The sequence below is a fragment of the Pseudooceanicola marinus genome (genome assembly GCF_020177265.1).
GTDB classification, from domain to species: Bacteria; Pseudomonadota; Alphaproteobacteria; order Rhodobacterales; family Rhodobacteraceae; genus Pseudooceanicola; species Pseudooceanicola marinus_A.
On sequence record NZ_JAIVMC010000004.1, the window covers coordinates 337,945 to 356,525 of the forward strand.

Consider the following 18,581-nt stretch of genomic DNA (forward strand, 5'->3'; position numbering starts at 1 on the left):
GCTGCCCACCCCGTGACGCCACGGGACAAGTGAATTTTCCGGCCATCGGATGGAGGGGCCCATGCTGGACACCGCGATGCAGAACGACGCGAAGACCGCCAAGACGCTTTTGGAGGTCAACAATATCGAGGTGATCTACAACCACGTGATCCTCGTGCTGAAAGGGGTCAGCCTGTCCGTGCCCAAGGGCGGCATCACCGCCCTGCTGGGCGGCAACGGCGCGGGCAAGACCACCACGCTGAAGGCCATTTCCAACCTCCTGGGCAGCGAGCGCGGCGAGGTGACCAAGGGGTCCATCGTCTATCGCGGCAAGCGGATCCAGGATCTGGACCCGGCCAGCCTGGTGAAGACCGGCGTGATCCAGGTGATGGAAGGCCGCCACTGCTTCGAACACCTGACGGTGGAGGAGAACCTGATGACCGGCGCCTACACGCGCTCCGGCAAGGGGGAAATCGAGGCCGATCTGGAGATGGTCTACAACTACTTCCCGCGCCTGAAGGTGCGGCGCAAATCCCAGGCCGGCTATACCTCCGGCGGGGAACAGCAGATGATCGCCATCGGCCGGGCGCTGATGTCGCGCCCCGAGACGATCCTGCTGGACGAGCCGTCCATGGGCCTGGCGCCGCAGCTGGTCGAGGAGATCTTCGGCATCGTGAAAAGCCTGAACGAGGAGCAGGGCGCCACCTTCCTGCTGGCCGAGCAGAACACCAACGTCGCCCTGCGGTTCGCCCACTACGGCTACATCCTGGAATCGGGTCGCGTGGTGATGGATGGCGAGGCCGCCGCCCTGCGGGAGAACCCCGACGTGAAGGAGTTCTACCTCGGCATGTCCGACGAGGGCCGCAAGTCCTTCCGCGATGTGCGTTCCTACCGGCGCCGCAAGCGTTGGCTGAGCTGAGCCTGCCCCTATCCCGATTCTCGCCCCGGAGAGCATGATGACCCGCCATTCCCGTACCCACCATTTCGATGCGCTCGAAACCCGCAGCCCGGATGAGCGCGAGGCCGCGATCGCCCGTGACCTGCCGCGCCAGGTGGCCAATGCCCAGTCCCTGCCGGGCGCGGCGCCCGCGCTGGTCGACGTCGAGGCGGGGGCGGTGACCAGCGTCGCGGCGCTGGCGGATCTGCCGGTGATCCGCAAGTCGGACCTGGTGAAGCGGCAGGGCGCCGGGGCGCCGCTGGGCGGACTGACGGCGCTGCCGCTGACGGGCTTTGCCCATGTCTTCCAGAGCCCGGGGCCGATCTATGAACCGGGGGGCGCCAGCCACGACTGGTGGCGCATGGGCCGCTTCCTGCATGCGGCGGGCATCGGCCGGGGCGATCTGGTGCAGAACTGCTTCGGCTATCACCTGACACCCGCCGGCATGATGTTCGAGAACGGCGCCCGGGCCGTCGGCGCCACCGTGCTGCCCGCCGGCACCGGCCAGACCGACCTGCAGGCCCGCGCCGCCCATGACCTGGGCGTCACCGCCTATGCCGGCACCCCGGATTTCCTGAAGGTGATCCTGGACCGCGCCGAGGCGCAGGGGATGGAGCTGCGGATCACCAAGGCCGCCGTGGGGGGCGGGGCGCTGTTCCCATCCCTGCGCGCCGAATACGCCGAGCGCGGCATCGCCTGCCTGCAATGCTATGCCACCGCGGATCTGGGCAATATCGCCTACGAAAGCGACGCGATGGAGGGGATGATCGTCGACGAAGGCGTCATCGTGGAAATCGTCACCCCGGGCACCGGCACGCCGGTCGCCCCGGGCGAGGTCGGCGAGGTGGTGGTGACCACCCTGAACCCCGATTACCCGCTGATCCGCTTCGCCACCGGCGACCTGTCGGCGGTGCTGCCGGGCACCAGCCCCTGCGGCCGCACCAACCTTCGCATCAAGGGCTGGATGGGCCGCGCCGACCAGACGACCAAAATCAAGGGCATGTTCGTGCGCCCTGAACAGGTGGCAGATTTCGTCGCCCGCCACCCGGAGGTTACCCGCGCCCGTGTCGTGGCCGAACGCGAAGGCGAGATGGATGTGATGACTCTTCAGGTGGAGGCCGAGGGCGGCGACGAAGCGGTCTTTGCCGCCAGCGCGACCGATCTGCTGAAGCTGAAGGCGCGAATCGAGATCCTGTCGCCCGGCAGCCTGCCCAACGACGGGCTGGTGATCGAGGATCGCCGCAAATACGACTGACCCATTCGCCTGACCCGCGGGCTGATAGCGGCTAGTGGGCGCGGTCCGGCGACCAGAGGTACAGCCGCCCGCCCCCCTTCTTCCTGCCCGTGTCGCTGACGCCGGGCAGGCGTCCGGCGCGGACAGCATCGAGGAAGGCGTGGCCCGCCTTCACCTTGTCACCGATCCACATCTCATCGAAGCCCGCGCAGATGTCGCGGAAATGGAAGGGGCCCGGCTCCCTCTCGGCCAGCGCGGCGCGCAGGCGGGCAATGTCTTCATCTGTCATGGGGAAAGGGTAGGCCTGGGCTGCCGGACGCGAAAGGGGCGGCGGCAAGATGTCGCCGCGCGCGATCACTGAACGCAAAACCCGAATGCAAAAAGGGCCGCCCGAAGGCGACCCTTTTCGTGTAAAGCTCTGGCAGCTCTCAGCCCTGACGGGCCTTGAAGCGGCGCTGCGTCTTGTTGATCACATAGACGCGGCCCTTGCGGCGCACGACGCGGCAATCGCGGTGGCGCTGCTTCAGCGAGCGGAGCGAGTTCTTGACCTTCATGGCCTCTCTCCTCATGTCGCGGCGCGGCTAGCGCCAGGTTTCGTGCAGGGAGGCCCGGAGGCGTCCCGATGAATAGAATGGTGGGCGATACAAGGATCGAACTTGTGACCCCTTCGATGTCAACGAAGTGCTCTACCGCTGAGCTAATCGCCCACACTGGCTCGAAAATCTTTGCTTCCGCCTGGTCCGTTCCGACCCGTTTCCGGGCCGCTCTGACAAAGAAGAAGCGCGGATAACCGCGCCGGTTCGCGTCCTATAAAAGGAGTCGGCGGGGGGATCAAGGGGCTTTTGGCAATCCTTTTTTGCGCTACTATCCTCGGCATTGCCCAGGAGGTGCCCCGCCCGTGTCCGAACACCCGTCATCCTACGCGCTGTACCGGCCCGAAAGGCTGACGACCAGCGTGGTTTTCGCCTCGCCCCATTCGGGCTGCGACTACCCGGCGGACCTTATGGCGCGGACCCGGCTGGACGCCAGGATGATCCGCAGCTCGGAAGACGCCTTCGTCGACCGGCTCTTCGCCCCGGCGGTGGAGCAGGGGGCGGCGCTGCTCTGTGCGCGGGTGCCCCGGGCCTATGTTGACCTGAACCGGGCCGCGGATGAACTGGACCCGGCCCTGGTCGAAGGTGCCCGGCGGCGCGGGCACAATCCACGCATCGCCTCCGGGCTGGGGGTGATTCCCCGTGTCGTGGCTGGCGGGCGGCCAATCTATCAGGGCAAGATTTCCCTGCAGGAGGCGGAGGCACGGCTGGATCGCTGCTGGCACCCCTATCACGCCACCTTGCAGACCCTGCTGGCGGAGGTGCATCGCGGGTTTGGCGAGGCTGTCCTGATCGATTGCCATTCCATGCCGCATGAGGCGCTTGATTCGATCCGGCGCAATTCGCGCCGTCGGCCTGACGTGGTGATCGGCGACCGCTTCGGCGCCTCGGCGGACAGCCAGTTGGTCGACCGGATCGAGGGCGCTTTCGTCGGCGCCGGGCTGACGGTGATCCGCAACGCCCCCTTTGCCGGGGCCTACGTGGCGCAGCATTACGGGCGCCCGGCGCGGCGGCGCCATGCCGTTCAGGTGGAGATCGACCGCGCGCTCTACATGGACGAGGCGCGAATCGAGCCGCGCGCGGATTTCGACGCTTTCGCCGAGGTGATTCGCAGCGTCATCGCGGACTTGGCGGAGCTGGGCCGGCGCGACATGCCCCTGGCCGCCGAATAGCCCCCTAAGCTCAGCGCAACGCCCGGCCCTTGCGGATGGCATCCTTGCCGAAGCGCGCGCGGATCTGGTCCGAGGCGCGTTCGGCGGCAGTGCGGCGGCCTGCGTCCGGGTCTAGCAGGTCACCGGAGCGGTCGGCATCGGCGGCGGAGCCCAGGTCGGTGACCCCCACGCCGATCAGCCGGTAGGGGCCACGGTCGCTCAGCTTGTCGAACAGCCCGCGCGCCTCGCGGTAGATCCGGTCGGCCAGCTGGGTGCCGTCGCGCAGCCCGGTGCGGCGGGTCAGCAACGAGTGATCGGCGCGCTTCAGCTTCAGCACCACGGTCCGGCCCGCGATCTCCTTCGCCTTCAGCCGGTCGGAGACCTGTTCGGCCAGCCGCCAGAGGTGCCCGTCCAGCAGGTCCGGATCACCGATGTCCTCGAAGAAGGTGGTTTCGTTCGATACCGATTTCACCGGCGCATGCGGCGACACGCGGCGGCGATCCTCGCCGCGGGACAGGTGGTATAGCCGCGTCCCCATGGACCCGAAGCGGGCCACAAGGTCCGAAAGCTCCCAACGACGCAGGTCCTCGATCGTGTGGATGCCTGCCCGGTCCAGCGAGGCCTGACCGGCCGCCCCGACGCCCCAGATCAGGCTGACGGGTTTCGGGCCGAGGAAGTCCATCGTTTCCGCTTTGCCGATCACCGCGAAGCCATGCGGCTTGTCGAGGTCCGAGGCGATCTTGGCCAGGAACTTGTTGTGCGACAGCCCGATGGAGCCGGTCACGCCCAGTTCGTCGCGCATGCGTTTGACCAGTCGCGCCAGTTGCACCGCCGGCGGCGTTCCATGCAGCCGGGCGGTGCCGGTCAGGTCGAGGAAGGCCTCGTCGAGCGACAGCGGCTCGATCGCGGGTGTCAACTCCTCCATCATCGCGCGGATCTGGCGCGACACCTCGACGTAGCGCGACATGCGCGGGCGGATCACCACCGCGTCCGGGCAGAGCTTCATCGCCTGGAACATAGGCATGGCAGAGCGCACACCGCGGATGCGGGCGACGTAACAGGCGGTCGAGACAACGCCGCGCCTGCCGCCGCCGATGATCACGGGCTTGTCGGCGAGAGAGGGATCATCGCGTTTCTCGACCGAGGCATAGAAGGCGTCGCAATCCATGTGCGCGATGGACAGCGAGAACAGCTCCTCATGGCCCAGGCAGCGGGGCGAGCCGCAGGCCGGGCAGCGCAGCCGCCCCGGGGCGCTGGCGGTGAAACTGTGCAGGCAATCGCGACAGAGGGCATCCATGGCGGACTCGGCTGGGACGGGATGAGGGAAGATGATAGACCGCCACCATGACGAGCGAAACAGCCATTCCCGCAGCGGCGCGGGATCGCGCACGGGTCTTCTCGGGGGCCAAGGCGGCGGTCTTCTTCGGCAGCCAGATGGCCGTGCTTCTGCGCGATGACCGGCCCGACATCCCCTATCCAGATATGTGGGACCTGCCCGGCGGTGGTCGCGATCCGGGGGAAAGCGCCGTGGATTGCGTGATCCGCGAGGCGCAGGAGGAGCTGGCGTTGGATCTGGCGCCCGGCGATCTGCACTACGGGGCCATGCACGAAAGCAGCGGCGGCGAGGAGGTGTGGTTCTTCGCCGCCCATCTCGCGCCCGGGCGGGCGGCGGACCTCAGGCTGGGGGATGAAGGGCAGGCCTGGCAGTTGATGAGCGCCGAGGCCTTCCTGTCGCATCCCCGGCATATCCCAACCTTGGGCGCCCGGCTGCGTCTCTACCTGGGCTGGCAGGCGCGGGGCGGCCTCGGCTGAGGCACGCCGCCGGGTCTGGCCGTCGGGGGAGGGGCCTTAGAGGCCCCGCAGTTCCGAGACGATGGCCTGGGCCGCGGCCCGGGGATCCTCGGCGCGCCAGACAGGGCGGCCGACCACCATGTGATCGACGCCGGCGGCCACGGCGGAGGCCGGGGTGGCGATGCGTTTCTGATCATCCGAGGCGCTGCCCGCCGGGCGCACGCCGGGGGTCACGATCAGCCGGCCGTCGGAGGAGGGTAGGGCGCGGATCGCTGCCGCTTCGTTGGGGGAGCAGATGATGCCGTCGGCGCCGGCGTCCAGAGCGCGGTCGGCGCGTTCCACCACCAGGTCGGGCACGTCCCCGGCGACCATCATGCCGTCGTCCAGATCGGCGCGGTCGAGCGAGGTCAGGATGGTCACGCCCAGGATCTTCAGGTTGCTGCCGGCGGCCCCCTGCTTGGCGGCGCGCACCACGTGGGGGTCGCCGTGGACGGTCAGGAAATCGAGGTCGAACTGGGCGATGCCGCGCACCGCGTTCTCCACCGTCTGGCCGATGTCGAACAGCTTCATGTCCAGGAAGATGCGCTTGCCATGTTCCTGCTTCAGCTCATTGGCCAGCGCCATGCCGCCGCCGGTCAGCATGCCGAGGCCGATCTTGTAGAAGGAGACCGCGTCGCCGATCTTCTCGGCCAGTTCCAGCCCCTGCAGGGCATTGGGCACGTCGAGGGCGACGATCAGGCGGTCGTCGGCGGGCGTCTGGGTCTGGGTCATGGCTGTCTCCGCGATTTTCCCCCTGTTGGGCCAGAGGGCGGCGCAGGTCAAGCCATGCAGGGCCGGCAGCGCGACCGCGCGCCGCGATCAGGCCGCGCGGTTGAGCAGCCGATCCCACAGGGCAGAGGTCGCGGCCTGCACCTTTGGCGGGACATGATCGAGAAGCTGTTCCCGGCGTTGTGCGCGAAACTCCGTCCGGCCCCGGGCGTGATGGCGGCAGGCCATCTCGGCCAGGCTGCGCGTCACCGTTTCGTAATCCGCGTCCATCGGGGCGCGCAGGGAGACCGGGTAGGTGAAGACCTCGCCCGCGTCATGCAGCGCCACCGCAGCCTCGAAGGCGCGCGCGGCTGGGTTGTAACGGATCGTGGCGATCCGGGTCAGGTAGTCGGGGGTGGGCTGGTCCTTTTCCATCTTGGGCATCTGGGCCTCCTTCATCCGGCGCCACAACCGGCGCGCTTGCAGAAGAAACGAAGGGCGCGGGCGCCGGGTTCCGTTTTTGCGCCGGAATGGGCTGAATCCCGCTTGAACAGGGCCATACGCATCCCCATCTCATTCTCGTGAGGTCCCGGACCTGTGCATGCCTCGAAGAGGGTGCGAAACGACTCGGGACGCTTGGGAAAAGGAGAAATGCCATGGACTTGTCGAAGTTCACGGAGCGGTCGCGGGGGTTCATCCAGGCGGCCCAGACCATTGCCATTCGGGAAGGCCATCAGCGCCTGGTCCCGGAACACATCCTCAAGGCGCTGCTGGACGATGACGAGGGGCTGTCGGCCAACCTCATCCGCAAGGCGGGTGGTGACCCGGCGGCGGTGACCCAGGCCTGTGACCTGGCCCTGTCGAAGATACCGGTGGTCAGCGGCGATGCCGGCCAGACCTACATGGACAATGCCACCGTCAAGGTCCTGTCGGAGGCCGAGAAGGTCGCCAAGCAGGCCAAGGACAGCTTCGTGCCCGTCGAACGGCTGCTGACCGCGCTGGCGCTGGTGAAATCCGGTGCGAAGACCGCGCTGGAGGCCGGCGGCCTGAGCGCGCAGAAACTGAACGCCGCGATCAACGAGATCCGCAAGGGCCGCACCGCCGATACGGCCAGCGCCGAAGATACCTTCGAGGCGTTGGAGAAATATGCCCGCGACCTGACCAAGGCCGCCGAGGAAGGCAAGATCGACCCGATCATCGGTCGCGACGACGAGATCCGTCGCGCCATGCAGGTGCTGTCGCGCCGAACCAAGAACAACCCGGTCCTGATCGGTGAACCCGGCACGGGTAAGACCGCGATTGCCGAGGGCCTGGCCCTGCGCATCATCAACGGCGACGTGCCCGAGAGCCTGAAGAACAAGCGTCTTCTGGCGCTGGACATGGGCGCGCTGATCGCCGGTGCGAAATACCGGGGCGAGTTCGAGGAGCGGCTGAAATCCATCCTGTCTGAGATCGAGGCCGCCGCGGGCGAGATCATCCTTTTCATCGACGAGATGCACACCCTGGTCGGCGCCGGCAAGACCGATGGCGCCATGGATGCGGCCAACCTCATCAAGCCTGCCCTGGCGCGAGGGGAGCTGCACTGCGTCGGCGCCACCACGCTGGACGAGTACCGCAAGTACGTCGAGAAGGATGCGGCCCTGGCCCGTCGGTTCCAGCCCGTCATGGTGGACGAGCCGACAGTCGAGGACACGATCAGCATCCTGCGGGGCATCAAGGAGAAATACGAGCTGCACCATGGTGTGCGGATCTCGGATAGTGCCCTGGTGGCCGCGGCGACGCTGTCGAACCGCTACATCACTGACCGGTTCCTGCCCGACAAGGCCATCGACCTGGTCGATGAGGCGGCCAGCCGTCTGCGGATGGAAGTGGACAGCAAGCCCGAGGAGCTCGATCAGCTCGACCGGCATATCCTGCAACTTCAGATCGAGGCGGAGGCCCTGAAGAAGGAAGACGACGCCGCGTCCAAGGACCGGCTGGAGGCTCTGGAGAAAGAGCTGTCGGAACTTCAGGAGAAGGCCGACGCCCTGACCGCCCGCTGGCAGGCCGAACGCGACAAGCTGGCCGGTGCGCGCGAGCTGAAAGAGCAGCTGGACCGCGCCCGGGCCGATCTGGACATTGCCAAGCGGCAAGGTGATCTGGCGAAGGCCGGGGAGCTGTCCTACGGCGTGATCCCACAGCTGGAAAAGCAGCTGGGCGAGGCGGAAGCCGCCGAAGCCGAGGGTGAGGTCATGGTCGAAGAGGCCGTGCGCCCCGAGCAGATCGCGAGCGTTGTCGAACGCTGGACGGGCATCCCGATGGCCAAGATGCTGGAGGGCGAGCGCGAGAAGCTGCTGCGCATGGAAGACGGCCTGCACAATCGGGTCATCGGACAGAACGCAGCCGTGAAGGCGGTGGCCAATGCCGTCCGCCGGGCGCGTGCCGGTCTGAACGACGAGAATCGCCCGCTGGGGTCCTTCCTGTTCCTCGGGCCGACCGGCGTCGGCAAGACGGAGCTGACGAAGGCCGTGGCCGAGTTCCTCTTCGACGATGACAACGCCATGGTGCGCATCGACATGAGCGAGTTCATGGAGAAGCACTCCGTCGCCCGTCTGATCGGGGCCCCGCCGGGCTACGTCGGCTACGACGAGGGCGGTGTGCTGACCGAGGCCGTGCGGCGGCGCCCCTACCAGGTGGTGCTGTTCGACGAGGTCGAGAAGGCGCATCCGGACGTGTTCAACGTGCTGTTGCAGGTGCTGGATGACGGTGTGCTGACTGATGGTCAGGGCCGCACCGTGGACTTCAAGCAGACGCTGATCATCCTGACGTCGAACCTCGGCGCGCAGGCCCTCTCGATGCTGCCCGACGGCGCCGACAGCGGCGATGCCAAACGTGACGTGATGGACGCGGTGCGGGCCCACTTCCGCCCCGAGTTCCTGAACCGGCTGGACGAGATCATCGTCTTCGATCGCCTGCATCGCCAGGACATGAGCGGCATCGTGGATATTCAGCTGTCGCGGCTGGAAAAACGCCTGGCCGGCCGGAAGATCCGGCTGGAGCTGGACGCGGATGCCCGCAAGTGGCTGGCCGACGAGGGCTACGACCCGGTGTTCGGCGCCCGGCCGCTGAAACGGGTGATCCAGCGCGCGCTGCAGGATCCGCTGGCCGAGGCCTTGCTGGCCGGCGAGATCGGCGATGGCGCTTTGGTCCCGGTCACCGCCGGGGCCGAGGGGCTGATCATCGGCAATCGCGTCGGCACCTCCGAGCGGGACACGCCGGACGAGGCCACGCTGCACTGATCCGGTGGCAGGTTGAAACAGGAAGGGGCGGCTCCGCTGGGGCCGCCCCTTTTCATTTGGCAGGAAAAGGTGCGCCGGTGCCCGGTGTGGGTGGGCGGTCAGGCGTCGGGTATCTCCGCCTCCTCGCCCATGTCGCCGACGGTCAGCGACACCAGGTCGAGGCGCAGCAGATATTTGGCGACGAAGGCCGGGCGGCCGTTGCGCGACAGCACGGTGGTCAGCGAGACCAGTGGCACGTTGGCCGGCAGATCGGCAAAGCCGCTGCGCGGGCGCCCGCCCGTGGCGGCATCCGACAGGCGCCACAGGGTCGTGACGCACTTGGAACGGAACTTCGGCCCGAGGTCGTTCAACAGGCTGCCGGAAGGGTTGGCCGCATCCAGCGGGCGAGCGTCGCGCAGCACCTCCATCGGTACGGCCTCCAAGGCGGAGACCACGGAGGTCTGCTCGCCCCGCAGGAACAGGGTCTCGCGGGTGTAGAGCTGCGTGTCCGGCTGCGCGATGTCCAGCAGCGTGCGCGACCAGTTGGTGCTGGCCAGTGGTCCATCGCGGACGACCCGCGCGCGCAGCTCGCCCGTGCCCGACACGATATCTTCGAGCGGGGCGGAGAAGGCAGGCGGGCGCTTGCCCGAGGCGGCCAGCTGGCGCCGGCGCGGGTCGGCGGCGCGTTCGATCACCCCGTCTTCCTCCAGCAGGCGCAGCGCCTCGCGCAGCACGGTCCGGCTGACGCCGAGGTCCTCTGCCAGGCGGATCTCCGGCGGGATCAGCGCGCCGGGCTCCGCGTTGTTGCGCAGCACCTCGACCAGCTGGTCGTAGACCTGGACGGACAGCGCACGCTTGTCTCTGACGCGCTGAAACTTGAGCTGCTGATCTTCGGGCATGGGGGGTCCTTCGTCACGTGGACGTGATGCATCCTGTCTAGCGCCTCTCCGGACAGCACACAATCCTGACGGGAGCATTGCGGAGAGGTCACATTGACAATCCATTGTTGAACAATGGTGGTGACTCTGCAAGGGTGATGCCGAGCCCAGCCCCATTTCCAGGACGATGAACATGCAGATGAACCCTCTCGGCCGGACCGGCCTCCCGGTCTCCTCCTTCGCTTTCGGCACCATGGCCTTGCTGACCTCGAACACCGAGGCGGAGGCGATCCGGCTGGTGCATCGGGCGCTGGATGCCGGCATCAACCTGGTTGATACCGCCGATATCTACGACAACGGCGCGGTGGAGGAGGTTCTGGGCAAGGCCCTGAAGGGGCGCCGTGACGAGGTGGTGCTGGCGACCAAGGTTGGCCTGCCCATGGGCGGCGATGCGGCGAAGTCCGGCGGCGGTCGGGCCTGGATCACCGAGGCGGTCGAGGGATCGCTGCGCCGCCTCGGGGTGGATCATATCGATCTTTACCAGATGCATCGCCCCGACCCGAAGGTGCCGCTGGAAGAAAGTCTGCGTGCCTTCGAGGACCTGATCGCCGCTGGCAAGGTGCGCCACATTGGAAGCTCCACCTTTCCGGCGGAAATGCTGGTGCGGGCGCAATGGGCGGCCGAACGCGAGAAGGTGACGGGTTTCGTATCGGAGCAGGCGCCTTATTCCATTCTGGTGCGGGGAATCGAGGCAGACGTTCTGCCGACCTGTCGCCGCTACGGTCTGGGCTTGCTGTGCTGGAGCCCGCTGAACGGCGGCTGGCTGACCGGGAAGTACCGGCGCGATGCGGCGGCGCCGGAGGGGTCACGCGCGGCCAGCGGCAATCCCTTCGTGCGGGCTGATGATGCCGCCAAGCTGGAGGTGGTGGAGCAGCTGGCACCGCTCGCCGCCGAGGCCGGCCTCAGCCTGACGCAGATGAGCCTTGCCTGGACACAGGCGCATCCGGATGTGACCAGCACGCTGATCGGTCCGCGAACCGAGGCGCAATTGGACGCGCTGCTGGACGCCGTCGGCGTGACCCTGGACCCCGACCTGCTGGACCGGATCGACGCGGTTGTGGCGCCGGGGCGCAACGTGGATCCGCGTAATGCCGGCTGGGTGCCTGAAGGGCTGGCGCTGTCAGCCCGTCGCCGCTGATCGGCTCGGACCGGACGCCGGGGTAGTCCGATCCTGCCTGCAAAGCGCACGAGAGGCCCCGGAAGCCGGGCAAAAAAGCTCAGAAAATATGCGTTACCCGTCCCGTGACCGTTTTATCTCATCTGCAAACATATCATTGTTGAACAATGGCTGTGACCGCGTAGGCTCCCCTCATGACACAGACGACAGACCAGAGTTGCCCCAGATGACGGACCGCCCCGCCTTGCCGATGCCCGCCGCGCGCCGGACTGCCGTGATCGCCCCGATCGCGATCGTCGGGTCCTTCTCGATCGACAGCGTGGTGGCCCCGGACGACACCGCGCTGCCGGCAAAACCCGGCGGCAATGCGCTGTGGTCGGCCATGGGGGCGCATCTGGCGGGGCAGACGCCGCGGATCGTGGCCCGAGTGGGTCGCGACTATCCCGCCGCAGTGCTGGAGCGGCTGGCCGGGGCGGGCTTCGACCTCGACTCGCTGATCCGGCTGGAGCGGACCCATCCGGTGCGCGTCAGCTATGCCCATCGTCCCAACGGCGATCGGGTGCAGCCGGTGCCCGAGGCCCTGCTGGCCCATCTGTCGGCCGAGGACCGGGCGGAGTTCGTCGATACCACCCATTCCCCGGAAACCCTGGTCGAAGGCGCGCCTGAGCCGCAGGACATCCCCGCGGATTGGCTGGCCGAGGTCAGTCACTGGCACCTGCCGTTGTTGCCACTGGCGCGGCATCGCGCCCTGGTGGCCGCCCTGGCAAGCGCGCCGGGGCAGGTCCAGGCCGATTGCCCGACCCGGGCCGCCCTGGTCGGCGCCCCCTTTGAGAGGCTGGCCGCCAGCCTGCCTGCCATCGACGTCTTCCTGCCCTCCACGTCGGATCTGGATGTCTTCGCCCCCGACCTAGACCCGCGGGCCGCATTGCAGGCGCTGCGTGCCCATGGGGCGCGGTCGGTGGTTCTGAAGGCCGGCGCCGACGGCGTCTATGTGCTGGAGGGCCGTCGCCTGACCCATATGCCCGCCTGGCCCGCGACGCCCATCGACCCGACCGGGGCCGGGGATGCCTTCTGCGGCGGCTTCCTCGTGGCCCGTGCCCAGGGCGCGGACCTGGTGGCGGCGGCCGCGCTCGGTTCTGCCTGCGCGTCCTTCGCGCTGGAAACGGCCGACCCGCTGGATCTGCTGGAGGGTGGGCGGGCCGAGGTCCTGCGCCGCATGGACAGCCTGATGCAGGAGGCCACGATGCTGACCGCAGTCTTCCCCGAAACGGCGGGCGCCGCCGTGATGCTGGAAAAGGATCCGACCGCATGACCCGGATGACCACCATCGGCCTGATCGGCCGCTCGGCCCGTGCGGGTGAGACCCTGCCGCCCGACCTGCTGGAGGCCGCGGAGGCCGTGGGCCGCGTCGTGGCGGAGGCCGGGGCGGCGCTGGTCACCGGCGGCACGGGCGGCGTGATGGAGGCGTCCAGCCGGGGCGCCAAGGCGGCGGGCGGGCTGACTGTGGGGTTCCTGCCCTATGGCGACGCGGAAAAGGCCAACGCCTTCTGCGACCTCGTCTTTCCCACCGGCATGGGCACGATCCGCAACGTGCTGACCGCGCGTTGCTGCCACAGCCTGATCATGCTGGGCGGCGGCGTCGGCACCCTGAACGAACTGACGGTGGCCTATGACGCGGGCGTGCCCGTGGTGGCGCTGGAAGGTTGCGGCGGTTGGTCCGACCGGCTGCGCACCACTCTCTACGACGGCCGCTACCTGGACGAACGGCGGGTGCTGCCCGTCAGCTTTGCCAAGACCCCCGGTGAGGCGGTCGAGATTGCCCTGTCCCGTGCCGAGGAGCCGCGCAGCGGGTCCAAGCTGGAGGCGCTGACAGGCTGGGCCGGGGGGTGATCCGCCCGGTTCGGGCCGGGGCGCGGAGGCGTGCCCGAGACCGGCCCAGGACGACGAAAGACCAAAAAGAAGAAAAGCCACCACTCACACTGATCCAACGGAGCCAACCATGACCCTAGCCCGCAATGACCACCGCCCCTCCCGATCCCGCCGCCGCGCCCTGGCGCTGACCCTCGCCACCGCGTTGGCCACCAGCCTCTCGCCGCTGGCCGCCGGCGCTCAGGAGGATGCGATCTGGACCATGATCACCGACCAGAACGGCTTGGGCGACCATGGGTTCAACGACCTGGCCAAGCTGGGCCTGGACCGCTCGGTCGAGGCCTTCGGCGGCCGCGCCCAGGTCATCCAGTCCACCGACCAGTCGCAGTTCGTGCCGAACCTGCTGCAGGCCGTCGCCGGGGGCTCGACCATGGTGGTGGGCGTGGGTTCGCTGCTGAACGACGCGGTGACCGAGGTGGCGTTGGACCGTCCCGAGGCGCATTTCACCCTGATCGACGCCGTGTCGGTGGATGACGATGGCAACCCGTTGCCCAATGTCGCCTCGGTCACCTTCCGCGAACAGGAGGCGGCCTTCCTCGCCGGCATGGTCGCGGCAATGACCACCGAAAGCGATCACATCGGTTTCATCGGCGGTATGGAAACCCCGCCCGTCGTGCGCTTCCTGACTGGTTACACCGCCGGCATCGCCACCGTGGACCCGGAGATCGAGGTGGCCCATGCCTTCGTCGGCTCCTTCCGCGATCCGGCCAAGGCCAAGGTGCTGGCCGAGGGCATGTTCGACGCCGGTGTCGATGTGATCATGGACGTGGCCGGCGGCGGTGGCCGTGGCATCTATGACGCCGTCATCACCGAGGGCGAGGGCACCTGGGCGATCTCGGTCGACACCTGCAAGGGCCACCTCGCCCCCGACAACTTCCTGACCGCCGCCGTCAAGGACGTGGCCGGTGCCGTCTTCTACGAGAACAAGGCCCTGGTCGAAGGCACCTTCGAAGGCGGCCCGCAATCGCTGGGTCTGGCCGAGGGCGCCGTGGGCCTGTGCGCCGACAACATCGACGAGATCCCCGCCGACATCATGGAGAAGGTCGAGGCCGCCAAGGCCGCCATCATCGCCGGTGATCTGGTCATCCCCGGCAGCTACGAAGAGCTCGACGCCTTCGAGCCCGGCGCCCTGTGAGCGGCGCGCCCGAAAACCAGATCCCGGCCATCCATCTGGCCGGGATCGACAAGCGGTTCGGCGCGGTCCACGCCAACCGCGCCATCGACCTGCGCGTGGCGCCCGGGTCGATCCATGGCCTGCTTGGCGAGAACGGCGCGGGCAAGTCGACCCTGATGAAGATCCTCTTTGGCATGATCCATGCCGACGCGGGCACGGTCGAGATCGACGGCGCCCCCGTTTCCTTCCGCTCCTCCGCCGAGGCGCTGGCCGCCGGGATCGGCATGGTGCAACAGCACTTCTCACTGATCGGGGCCTTCAGCGTGGTCGAGAACCTGATCATGGGTCGCGCCCAGGGCTCGGCCCTGTCACGGTTGACGCGCAAGCTGGATCTGCCCGCCGCCGCCGCCCGCGCGGCCGAGCTGTCGGAGCGTTTCGGCTTCGGCATCGACCCCTGGGCGAAGGTGTCCACCCTGTCGGTCGGCGCGCGCCAGAAGGTCGAGATCCTGAAGGCGCTTTGGGGCGGGGCCCGCACCCTGGTCCTGGATGAGCCGACCGCCGCCCTGTCGCCGCCCGAGGCGGATGAGCTTTATGCCGTGCTGGAGAAGCTGCGCGCCGAGGGCAGGACCATTGTCCTGATCAGCCACAAGATGCCCGAGGTCATGCGCCTGTGCGACCGGGTCACCGTGCTGCGCGACGGCGCCGTGGTGGGCAACGCCGAGATTTCCGCGCGCGACACCACCGATCCGAAGGTCCGGGCCGAGTTGGAGGCGCGCATGGTCGACATGATGATCGGTCGCGAAAGCCCCGCCCTGCCGGACCGCGCCCCGCAGGAGGGGCCGCTGATCCTCGACGTGCGGGGGCTGAGCGATGGCCACCGCCTGGGCCCGCTGGACCTGCAGTTGCACGGGGGCGAGATCGTCGCCGTGGTGGGCGTCGAGGGCAACGGTCAGTCCGAGCTGGTCGACCTGTTGATGGGTTTGTCTAAACCCACCGACGGGCTGATCGCCATCGACAACCGCAATGTCACCGACTGGTCCACCCAGAAACGCCTGGCCGCCGGGATCGCGCATATTTCCGAAGACCGCCATGCCTCCGGTGTCGCCAATGACATGAGCCTCGCCGACAATGCCTCGATCGGCTACCTCGACGGCGAACCCTTCAGCCCCGGCCCCTGGTATCTGGCCTGGCGCGACCGGGTCCGCTTTACCGAGGTGCTGATCGAACGTCACAAGGTGCGCACGCCCTCGGCGCTGCTGCCCATGTCGTCGCTCTCGGGCGGCAACCAGCAGAAGCTGGTGGTGGGGCGTGAACTGGCCCGCTCACCCCGGCTGATGGTGGCGGCGCAGCCCACGCGCGGCCTCGACATCGGCTCGGCCTCGGCGGTGCACCATGCCCTGCTGGGCCTGCGCGAACGTGGCGCCGCCGTGCTGCTTCTGTCGCTGGACCTGGCCGAGGTCTTTGCCCTGGCCGACCGGCTGGTCGTGCTGCGCAAGGGGCAGATTGCAGGCGCCATGACGGCGGCGGAATTCGATATTGACCAGATTGGCCGCTGGATGTCCGGCGCCCAGGACACAACGCCTGACACAACGCCCGCCACGGCCCCCAGGAAACAGGAGGTCGCATGATCTTCAAACGTCCGCCGCTGCCCCATGAGGGCGACTTGCGGCTTGATCCCGAAGTCCGCGCCGGTATCGACGCGCGCCGCGCCCAGCCCTTCTCGGTCGAGGCGATGGTGGCGCAGATGCGCGACGGCACCCGCAGCGTCGCGGGCCGGGTGCTGGTCTTTGTCATCACCCTGGCGGCGGCGGTGATCTGCACGTTGCCCTTCCTGTTCCTGTCCGGCGCCGAGCTGGGTGTGACCCTCAGCGCCTTCCTGAACGGCAGCCTGGGCTCGCAGTTCGCCTTCGCCGAGACGCTGGTGCAGATGATCCCGTTGCTGATCGCCGGCATGGCCGTGGCGATCTCCTTCCACGGCGGGCTCTTCAACATGGGCGTCGAGGGGCAGCTGATCTTCGGCGGCCTGGTGGCCGGGATCATCGGGGCGGAGGTCGAGGCCCCGCCGCTCATCCTGTCGGTGCTGGTCCTTCTGGGTGGGGTCGCAGGCGGCGCGCTGGCGGCCCTGGTGCCTGCCCTGCTGAAGGCCTATCGCGGCGTGCATGAGGTGGTGACCACCATCATGATGAACTTCGTCGCGACCTATTTCGCCATCTATGCCGTGGCCCCCGCCGGGCCCTTCGTGGCTGCCACCCAGCCCTCGGCCACCGAGAAGATCCCGCGTGACGCGCGCCTGCCGACCATCTGGGACGGCACCCGCCTGCATGCCGGTGTCATCATCGCCCTGGTCGCCGTGCTGGGCCTGTGGTGGCTTCTTTACCGCACGCCGCTTGGCTTCCGCATTCGCCTGATGGGCAAGAACGCCGGGGCCGCGCGGGCCAGTGGTGTGTCGGTGAAACGCACGATCATCACCACGCTGCTGATCTCGGGCGGTTTCGGCGGCCTGGCGGGCGCGGTGCAGGTGCTTGGCGTCTACGGCCGCTTCTTCGACGCCTTCTCGGCCGGCTACGGCTGGGACGCCATCGCGGTGGCCCTGCTGGCCGCGCTGTCGCCCTTCGCACTGATCATCTCGGCCTTCTTCTTTGCCATGCTCGACAGTGGCGCGGTGCAGATGCAGGCCGTGGCCGGGGTCAGCCGAGAGATGGTCGGCGTGGTCTCCGGTCTGGTCGTGGCCTTCGTCGCCATCCAGCCCTGGTTGCTTCATGGGCTGGACCGGATGCGCGCCCGGCGTCGCACCCGGCGCGAGGCCGGCGCCCCCGTGACCCTGACCGACACCGGAGACGCGACATGAGCGATTTCTTCACCATCGCCCTCTTCGCCTCGGCCCTGCACCTGGCGGTGCCGATCATCCTGCCGATGCTGGGTGGCCTGCTGTGCGAACGTTCGGGCGTCATCAACATCGGGCTGGAGGGCATGATGCTGGGCGGAGCCTTCGGCGCCGTGGCCTTCAGCTATGTCACCGGCAATCCCTGGCTGGGCCTTCTGGGCGCCGTGGGCACCGGGCTACTGTCGGGGGTGATCCTGGCCACCATGTCGGTGCTGCTGCGCGGCGATCAGGTGATCGGGGCCACGGCCATCAATCTGGTCGGCGCGGGCCTGACCGCGGCGCTGGTGCCGATCATCTGGGGGATCGACGGCACCACGCCCTCGGTGCCCAAGGTGCCGACGCCGGAACTGCCCTTCGTCGGGCAGATCCCCCTGGTTGGTCCGCTGCTGGCAGAGCTGTCGGCCATCGACCTGGTGGCCTTTGCCCTGGTGGGCGCCGTCTGGTGGGTGCTGATGCGCACTGACATGGGCCTGCGCCTGCGCGCCTGCGGAGAAAGCGCCGCCGCCGCCGATGCCGCCGGGATCGACGTGACCCGGGTGCGCTTCATCGCCGTCACCCTGTCGGGGGTGCTGGCCGCCCTTGGTGGGGCCTACCTGTCGATTGTCACGCTGGATCTGTTCCAGGCCTCGATGACCCAGGGGCGTGGCTTCCTGGCGCTGGCCGCCATGGTCTTTGGCAAATGGCGCGTCGGCCCTGCCTTCCTGGTCTGCCTGGGCTTCGGCCTGGCCGATGCCATCGCCCTGCGCGCCCAGATCTTCACCCATGACCTGCCGCATGACCTGCTGTTCGCGTTGCCCTACGTGCTGGCGCTGGTCGCGCTGGCCACCTTCGTCGGACGGGCCACCGGCCCCGCCGACGTCGGCAAACCCTTCCGCCGGGCCTGAGCCCGCCCAAGATCACGGAGACGTCC

General features: G+C 68.3%; 18 protein-coding genes and 1 tRNA gene. 12 read left to right on the plus strand and 7 right to left on the minus strand.

The annotated features are described in order from the left end of the window. The first annotated feature begins 61 nt into the window (after nt 1–61). On the plus strand, nt 62–898 hold the full coding sequence (locus LC066_RS08710) for an ABC transporter ATP-binding protein (RefSeq protein WP_224898026.1): 837 nt from the start codon (nt 62–64) through the stop codon (nt 896–898). A gap of 37 nt (nt 899–935) precedes the next feature. Continuing rightward, the gene (locus LC066_RS08715; RefSeq protein ID WP_224898028.1) at nt 936–2,171 is read left to right on the plus strand and encodes a phenylacetate--CoA ligase family protein; all 1,236 of its coding nucleotides are present in this window, start codon (nt 936–938) and stop codon (nt 2,169–2,171) included. Between the two features lie 31 nt (nt 2,172–2,202). Here the strand turns inward: LC066_RS08715 and LC066_RS08720 are convergent, their stop codons facing one another. From LC066_RS08720 to LC066_RS08730, 3 genes are all read right to left on the minus strand, one after another. After that, complete coding sequence (locus LC066_RS08720) at nt 2,203–2,439, minus strand: hypothetical protein (RefSeq protein WP_222477560.1); 237 nt, start codon at nt 2,437–2,439, stop codon at nt 2,203–2,205. A 139-nt stretch (nt 2,440–2,578) separates the two neighbouring features. Beyond that, nucleotides 2,579–2,704: a type B 50S ribosomal protein L36 gene (gene ykgO, locus LC066_RS08725; protein ID WP_012177066.1), complete on the minus strand. Its 126-nt coding sequence runs from the start codon at nt 2,702–2,704 to the stop codon at nt 2,579–2,581. Between the two features lie 78 nt (nt 2,705–2,782). Beyond that, a tRNA-Val gene (locus LC066_RS08730) sits at nt 2,783–2,857 on the minus strand. A gap of 191 nt (nt 2,858–3,048) precedes the next feature. Between LC066_RS08730 and LC066_RS08735 the strand changes: the two genes are divergently transcribed. Beyond that, nucleotides 3,049–3,915, plus strand: coding sequence for an N-formylglutamate amidohydrolase (locus LC066_RS08735; RefSeq protein WP_224898030.1), 867 nt, complete (start codon nt 3,049–3,051; stop codon nt 3,913–3,915). Nucleotides 3,916–3,925: 10 nt separating this feature from the next. On the opposite strand, the gene LC066_RS08740 is transcribed toward LC066_RS08735, so the two are convergent. Next, entirely contained in the window at nt 3,926–5,191 is a 1,266-nt protein-coding gene (locus LC066_RS08740; protein WP_224898032.1) for a DNA polymerase IV, read from the minus strand. Between the two features lie 47 nt (nt 5,192–5,238). Between LC066_RS08740 and LC066_RS08745 the strand changes: the two genes are divergently transcribed. Continuing rightward, nucleotides 5,239–5,706, plus strand: coding sequence for an NUDIX domain-containing protein (locus LC066_RS08745; RefSeq protein WP_224898034.1), 468 nt, complete (start codon nt 5,239–5,241; stop codon nt 5,704–5,706). A gap of 36 nt (nt 5,707–5,742) precedes the next feature. On the opposite strand, the gene pyrF is transcribed toward LC066_RS08745, so the two are convergent. Both pyrF and LC066_RS08755 read right to left on the minus strand, forming a co-directional pair. After that, nucleotides 5,743–6,456, minus strand: a complete 714-nt coding sequence (pyrF, locus tag LC066_RS08750; RefSeq protein WP_224898036.1) for an orotidine-5'-phosphate decarboxylase — start codon at nt 6,454–6,456, stop codon at nt 5,743–5,745. 87 nt (nt 6,457–6,543) lie between these two features. Continuing rightward, complete coding sequence (locus tag LC066_RS08755) at nt 6,544–6,876, minus strand: hypothetical protein (protein ID WP_222477565.1); 333 nt, start codon at nt 6,874–6,876, stop codon at nt 6,544–6,546. Nucleotides 6,877–7,088: 212 nt separating this feature from the next. Here LC066_RS08755 and clpB point away from each other — a divergent pair, with 212 nt between their 5' ends. Then, nucleotides 7,089–9,710: an ATP-dependent chaperone ClpB gene (gene clpB, locus LC066_RS08760; protein WP_224898038.1), complete on the plus strand. Its 2,622-nt coding sequence runs from the start codon at nt 7,089–7,091 to the stop codon at nt 9,708–9,710. Between the two features lie 98 nt (nt 9,711–9,808). Here the strand turns inward: clpB and LC066_RS08765 are convergent, their stop codons facing one another. Beyond that, on the minus strand, nt 9,809–10,588 hold the full coding sequence (locus LC066_RS08765) for a winged helix-turn-helix domain-containing protein (RefSeq protein WP_224898040.1): 780 nt from the start codon (nt 10,586–10,588) through the stop codon (nt 9,809–9,811). Between the two features lie 172 nt (nt 10,589–10,760). On the opposite strand from LC066_RS08765, the gene LC066_RS08770 reads away from it, so the two are divergent. The 7 genes from LC066_RS08770 (at nt 10,761) to LC066_RS08800 (ending at nt 18,555) form a co-directional block, all read left to right on the plus strand. Further along, nucleotides 10,761–11,765: an aldo/keto reductase gene (locus tag LC066_RS08770; RefSeq protein WP_224898042.1), complete on the plus strand. Its 1,005-nt coding sequence runs from the start codon at nt 10,761–10,763 to the stop codon at nt 11,763–11,765. 205 nt (nt 11,766–11,970) lie between these two features. Next, nucleotides 11,971–13,056, plus strand: coding sequence for a carbohydrate kinase family protein (locus tag LC066_RS08775; RefSeq protein WP_224898161.1), 1,086 nt, complete (start codon nt 11,971–11,973; stop codon nt 13,054–13,056). Next, the gene (locus LC066_RS08780) at nt 13,053–13,634 is read left to right on the plus strand and encodes a TIGR00725 family protein (RefSeq protein WP_224898044.1); all 582 of its coding nucleotides are present in this window, start codon (nt 13,053–13,055) and stop codon (nt 13,632–13,634) included. The genes LC066_RS08775 and LC066_RS08780 overlap by 4 nt, the downstream gene beginning before the upstream one ends. 109 nt (nt 13,635–13,743) lie before the next feature. After that, nucleotides 13,744–14,808, plus strand: a complete 1,065-nt coding sequence (locus LC066_RS08785; RefSeq protein ID WP_224898046.1) for a BMP family lipoprotein — start codon at nt 13,744–13,746, stop codon at nt 14,806–14,808. Beyond that, nucleotides 14,805–16,415: an ABC transporter ATP-binding protein gene (locus tag LC066_RS08790; RefSeq protein ID WP_224898048.1), complete on the plus strand. Its 1,611-nt coding sequence runs from the start codon at nt 14,805–14,807 to the stop codon at nt 16,413–16,415. The genes LC066_RS08785 and LC066_RS08790 overlap by 4 nt, the downstream gene beginning before the upstream one ends. Continuing rightward, nucleotides 16,412–17,635, plus strand: coding sequence for an ABC transporter permease (locus tag LC066_RS08795; protein WP_224898050.1), 1,224 nt, complete (start codon nt 16,412–16,414; stop codon nt 17,633–17,635). Before LC066_RS08790 ends, LC066_RS08795 begins: the two co-directional genes overlap by 4 nt. After that, nucleotides 17,632–18,555, plus strand: a complete 924-nt coding sequence (locus LC066_RS08800; protein ID WP_222477574.1) for an ABC transporter permease — start codon at nt 17,632–17,634, stop codon at nt 18,553–18,555. Before LC066_RS08795 ends, LC066_RS08800 begins: the two co-directional genes overlap by 4 nt. Nucleotides 18,556–18,581: the final 26 nt, after the last annotated feature.

Bases quoted from the DNA above. Each gene is read 5' to 3' on its own strand.
- clpB (WP_224898038.1), top strand. From the start codon at position 7,089: ATGGACTTGTCGAAGTTCACGGAGCGGTCGCGGGGGTTCATCCAGGCG.
- LC066_RS08720 (WP_222477560.1), bottom strand. From the start codon at position 2,439: ATGACAGATGAAGACATTGCCCGCCTGCGCGCCGCGCTGGCCGAGAGG.
- LC066_RS08800 (WP_222477574.1), top strand. From the start codon at position 17,632: ATGAGCGATTTCTTCACCATCGCCCTCTTCGCCTCGGCCCTGCACCTG.
- LC066_RS08775 (WP_224898161.1), top strand. From the start codon at position 11,971: ATGACGGACCGCCCCGCCTTGCCGATGCCCGCCGCGCGCCGGACTGCC.
- pyrF (WP_224898036.1), bottom strand. From the start codon at position 6,456: ATGACCCAGACCCAGACGCCCGCCGACGACCGCCTGATCGTCGCCCTC.
- ykgO (WP_012177066.1), bottom strand. From the start codon at position 2,704: ATGAAGGTCAAGAACTCGCTCCGCTCGCTGAAGCAGCGCCACCGCGAT.
- LC066_RS08785 (WP_224898046.1), top strand. From the start codon at position 13,744: ATGACCCTAGCCCGCAATGACCACCGCCCCTCCCGATCCCGCCGCCGC.
- LC066_RS08780 (WP_224898044.1), top strand. From the start codon at position 13,053: ATGACCCGGATGACCACCATCGGCCTGATCGGCCGCTCGGCCCGTGCG.
- LC066_RS08710 (WP_224898026.1), top strand. From the start codon at position 62: ATGCTGGACACCGCGATGCAGAACGACGCGAAGACCGCCAAGACGCTT.
- LC066_RS08755 (WP_222477565.1), bottom strand. From the start codon at position 6,876: ATGCCCAAGATGGAAAAGGACCAGCCCACCCCCGACTACCTGACCCGG.
- LC066_RS08795 (WP_224898050.1), top strand. From the start codon at position 16,412: ATGATCTTCAAACGTCCGCCGCTGCCCCATGAGGGCGACTTGCGGCTT.
- LC066_RS08745 (WP_224898034.1), top strand. From the start codon at position 5,239: ATGACGAGCGAAACAGCCATTCCCGCAGCGGCGCGGGATCGCGCACGG.
- LC066_RS08765 (WP_224898040.1), bottom strand. From the start codon at position 10,588: ATGCCCGAAGATCAGCAGCTCAAGTTTCAGCGCGTCAGAGACAAGCGT.
- LC066_RS08770 (WP_224898042.1), top strand. From the start codon at position 10,761: ATGCAGATGAACCCTCTCGGCCGGACCGGCCTCCCGGTCTCCTCCTTC.
- LC066_RS08740 (WP_224898032.1), bottom strand. From the start codon at position 5,191: ATGGATGCCCTCTGTCGCGATTGCCTGCACAGTTTCACCGCCAGCGCC.
- LC066_RS08715 (WP_224898028.1), top strand. From the start codon at position 936: ATGACCCGCCATTCCCGTACCCACCATTTCGATGCGCTCGAAACCCGC.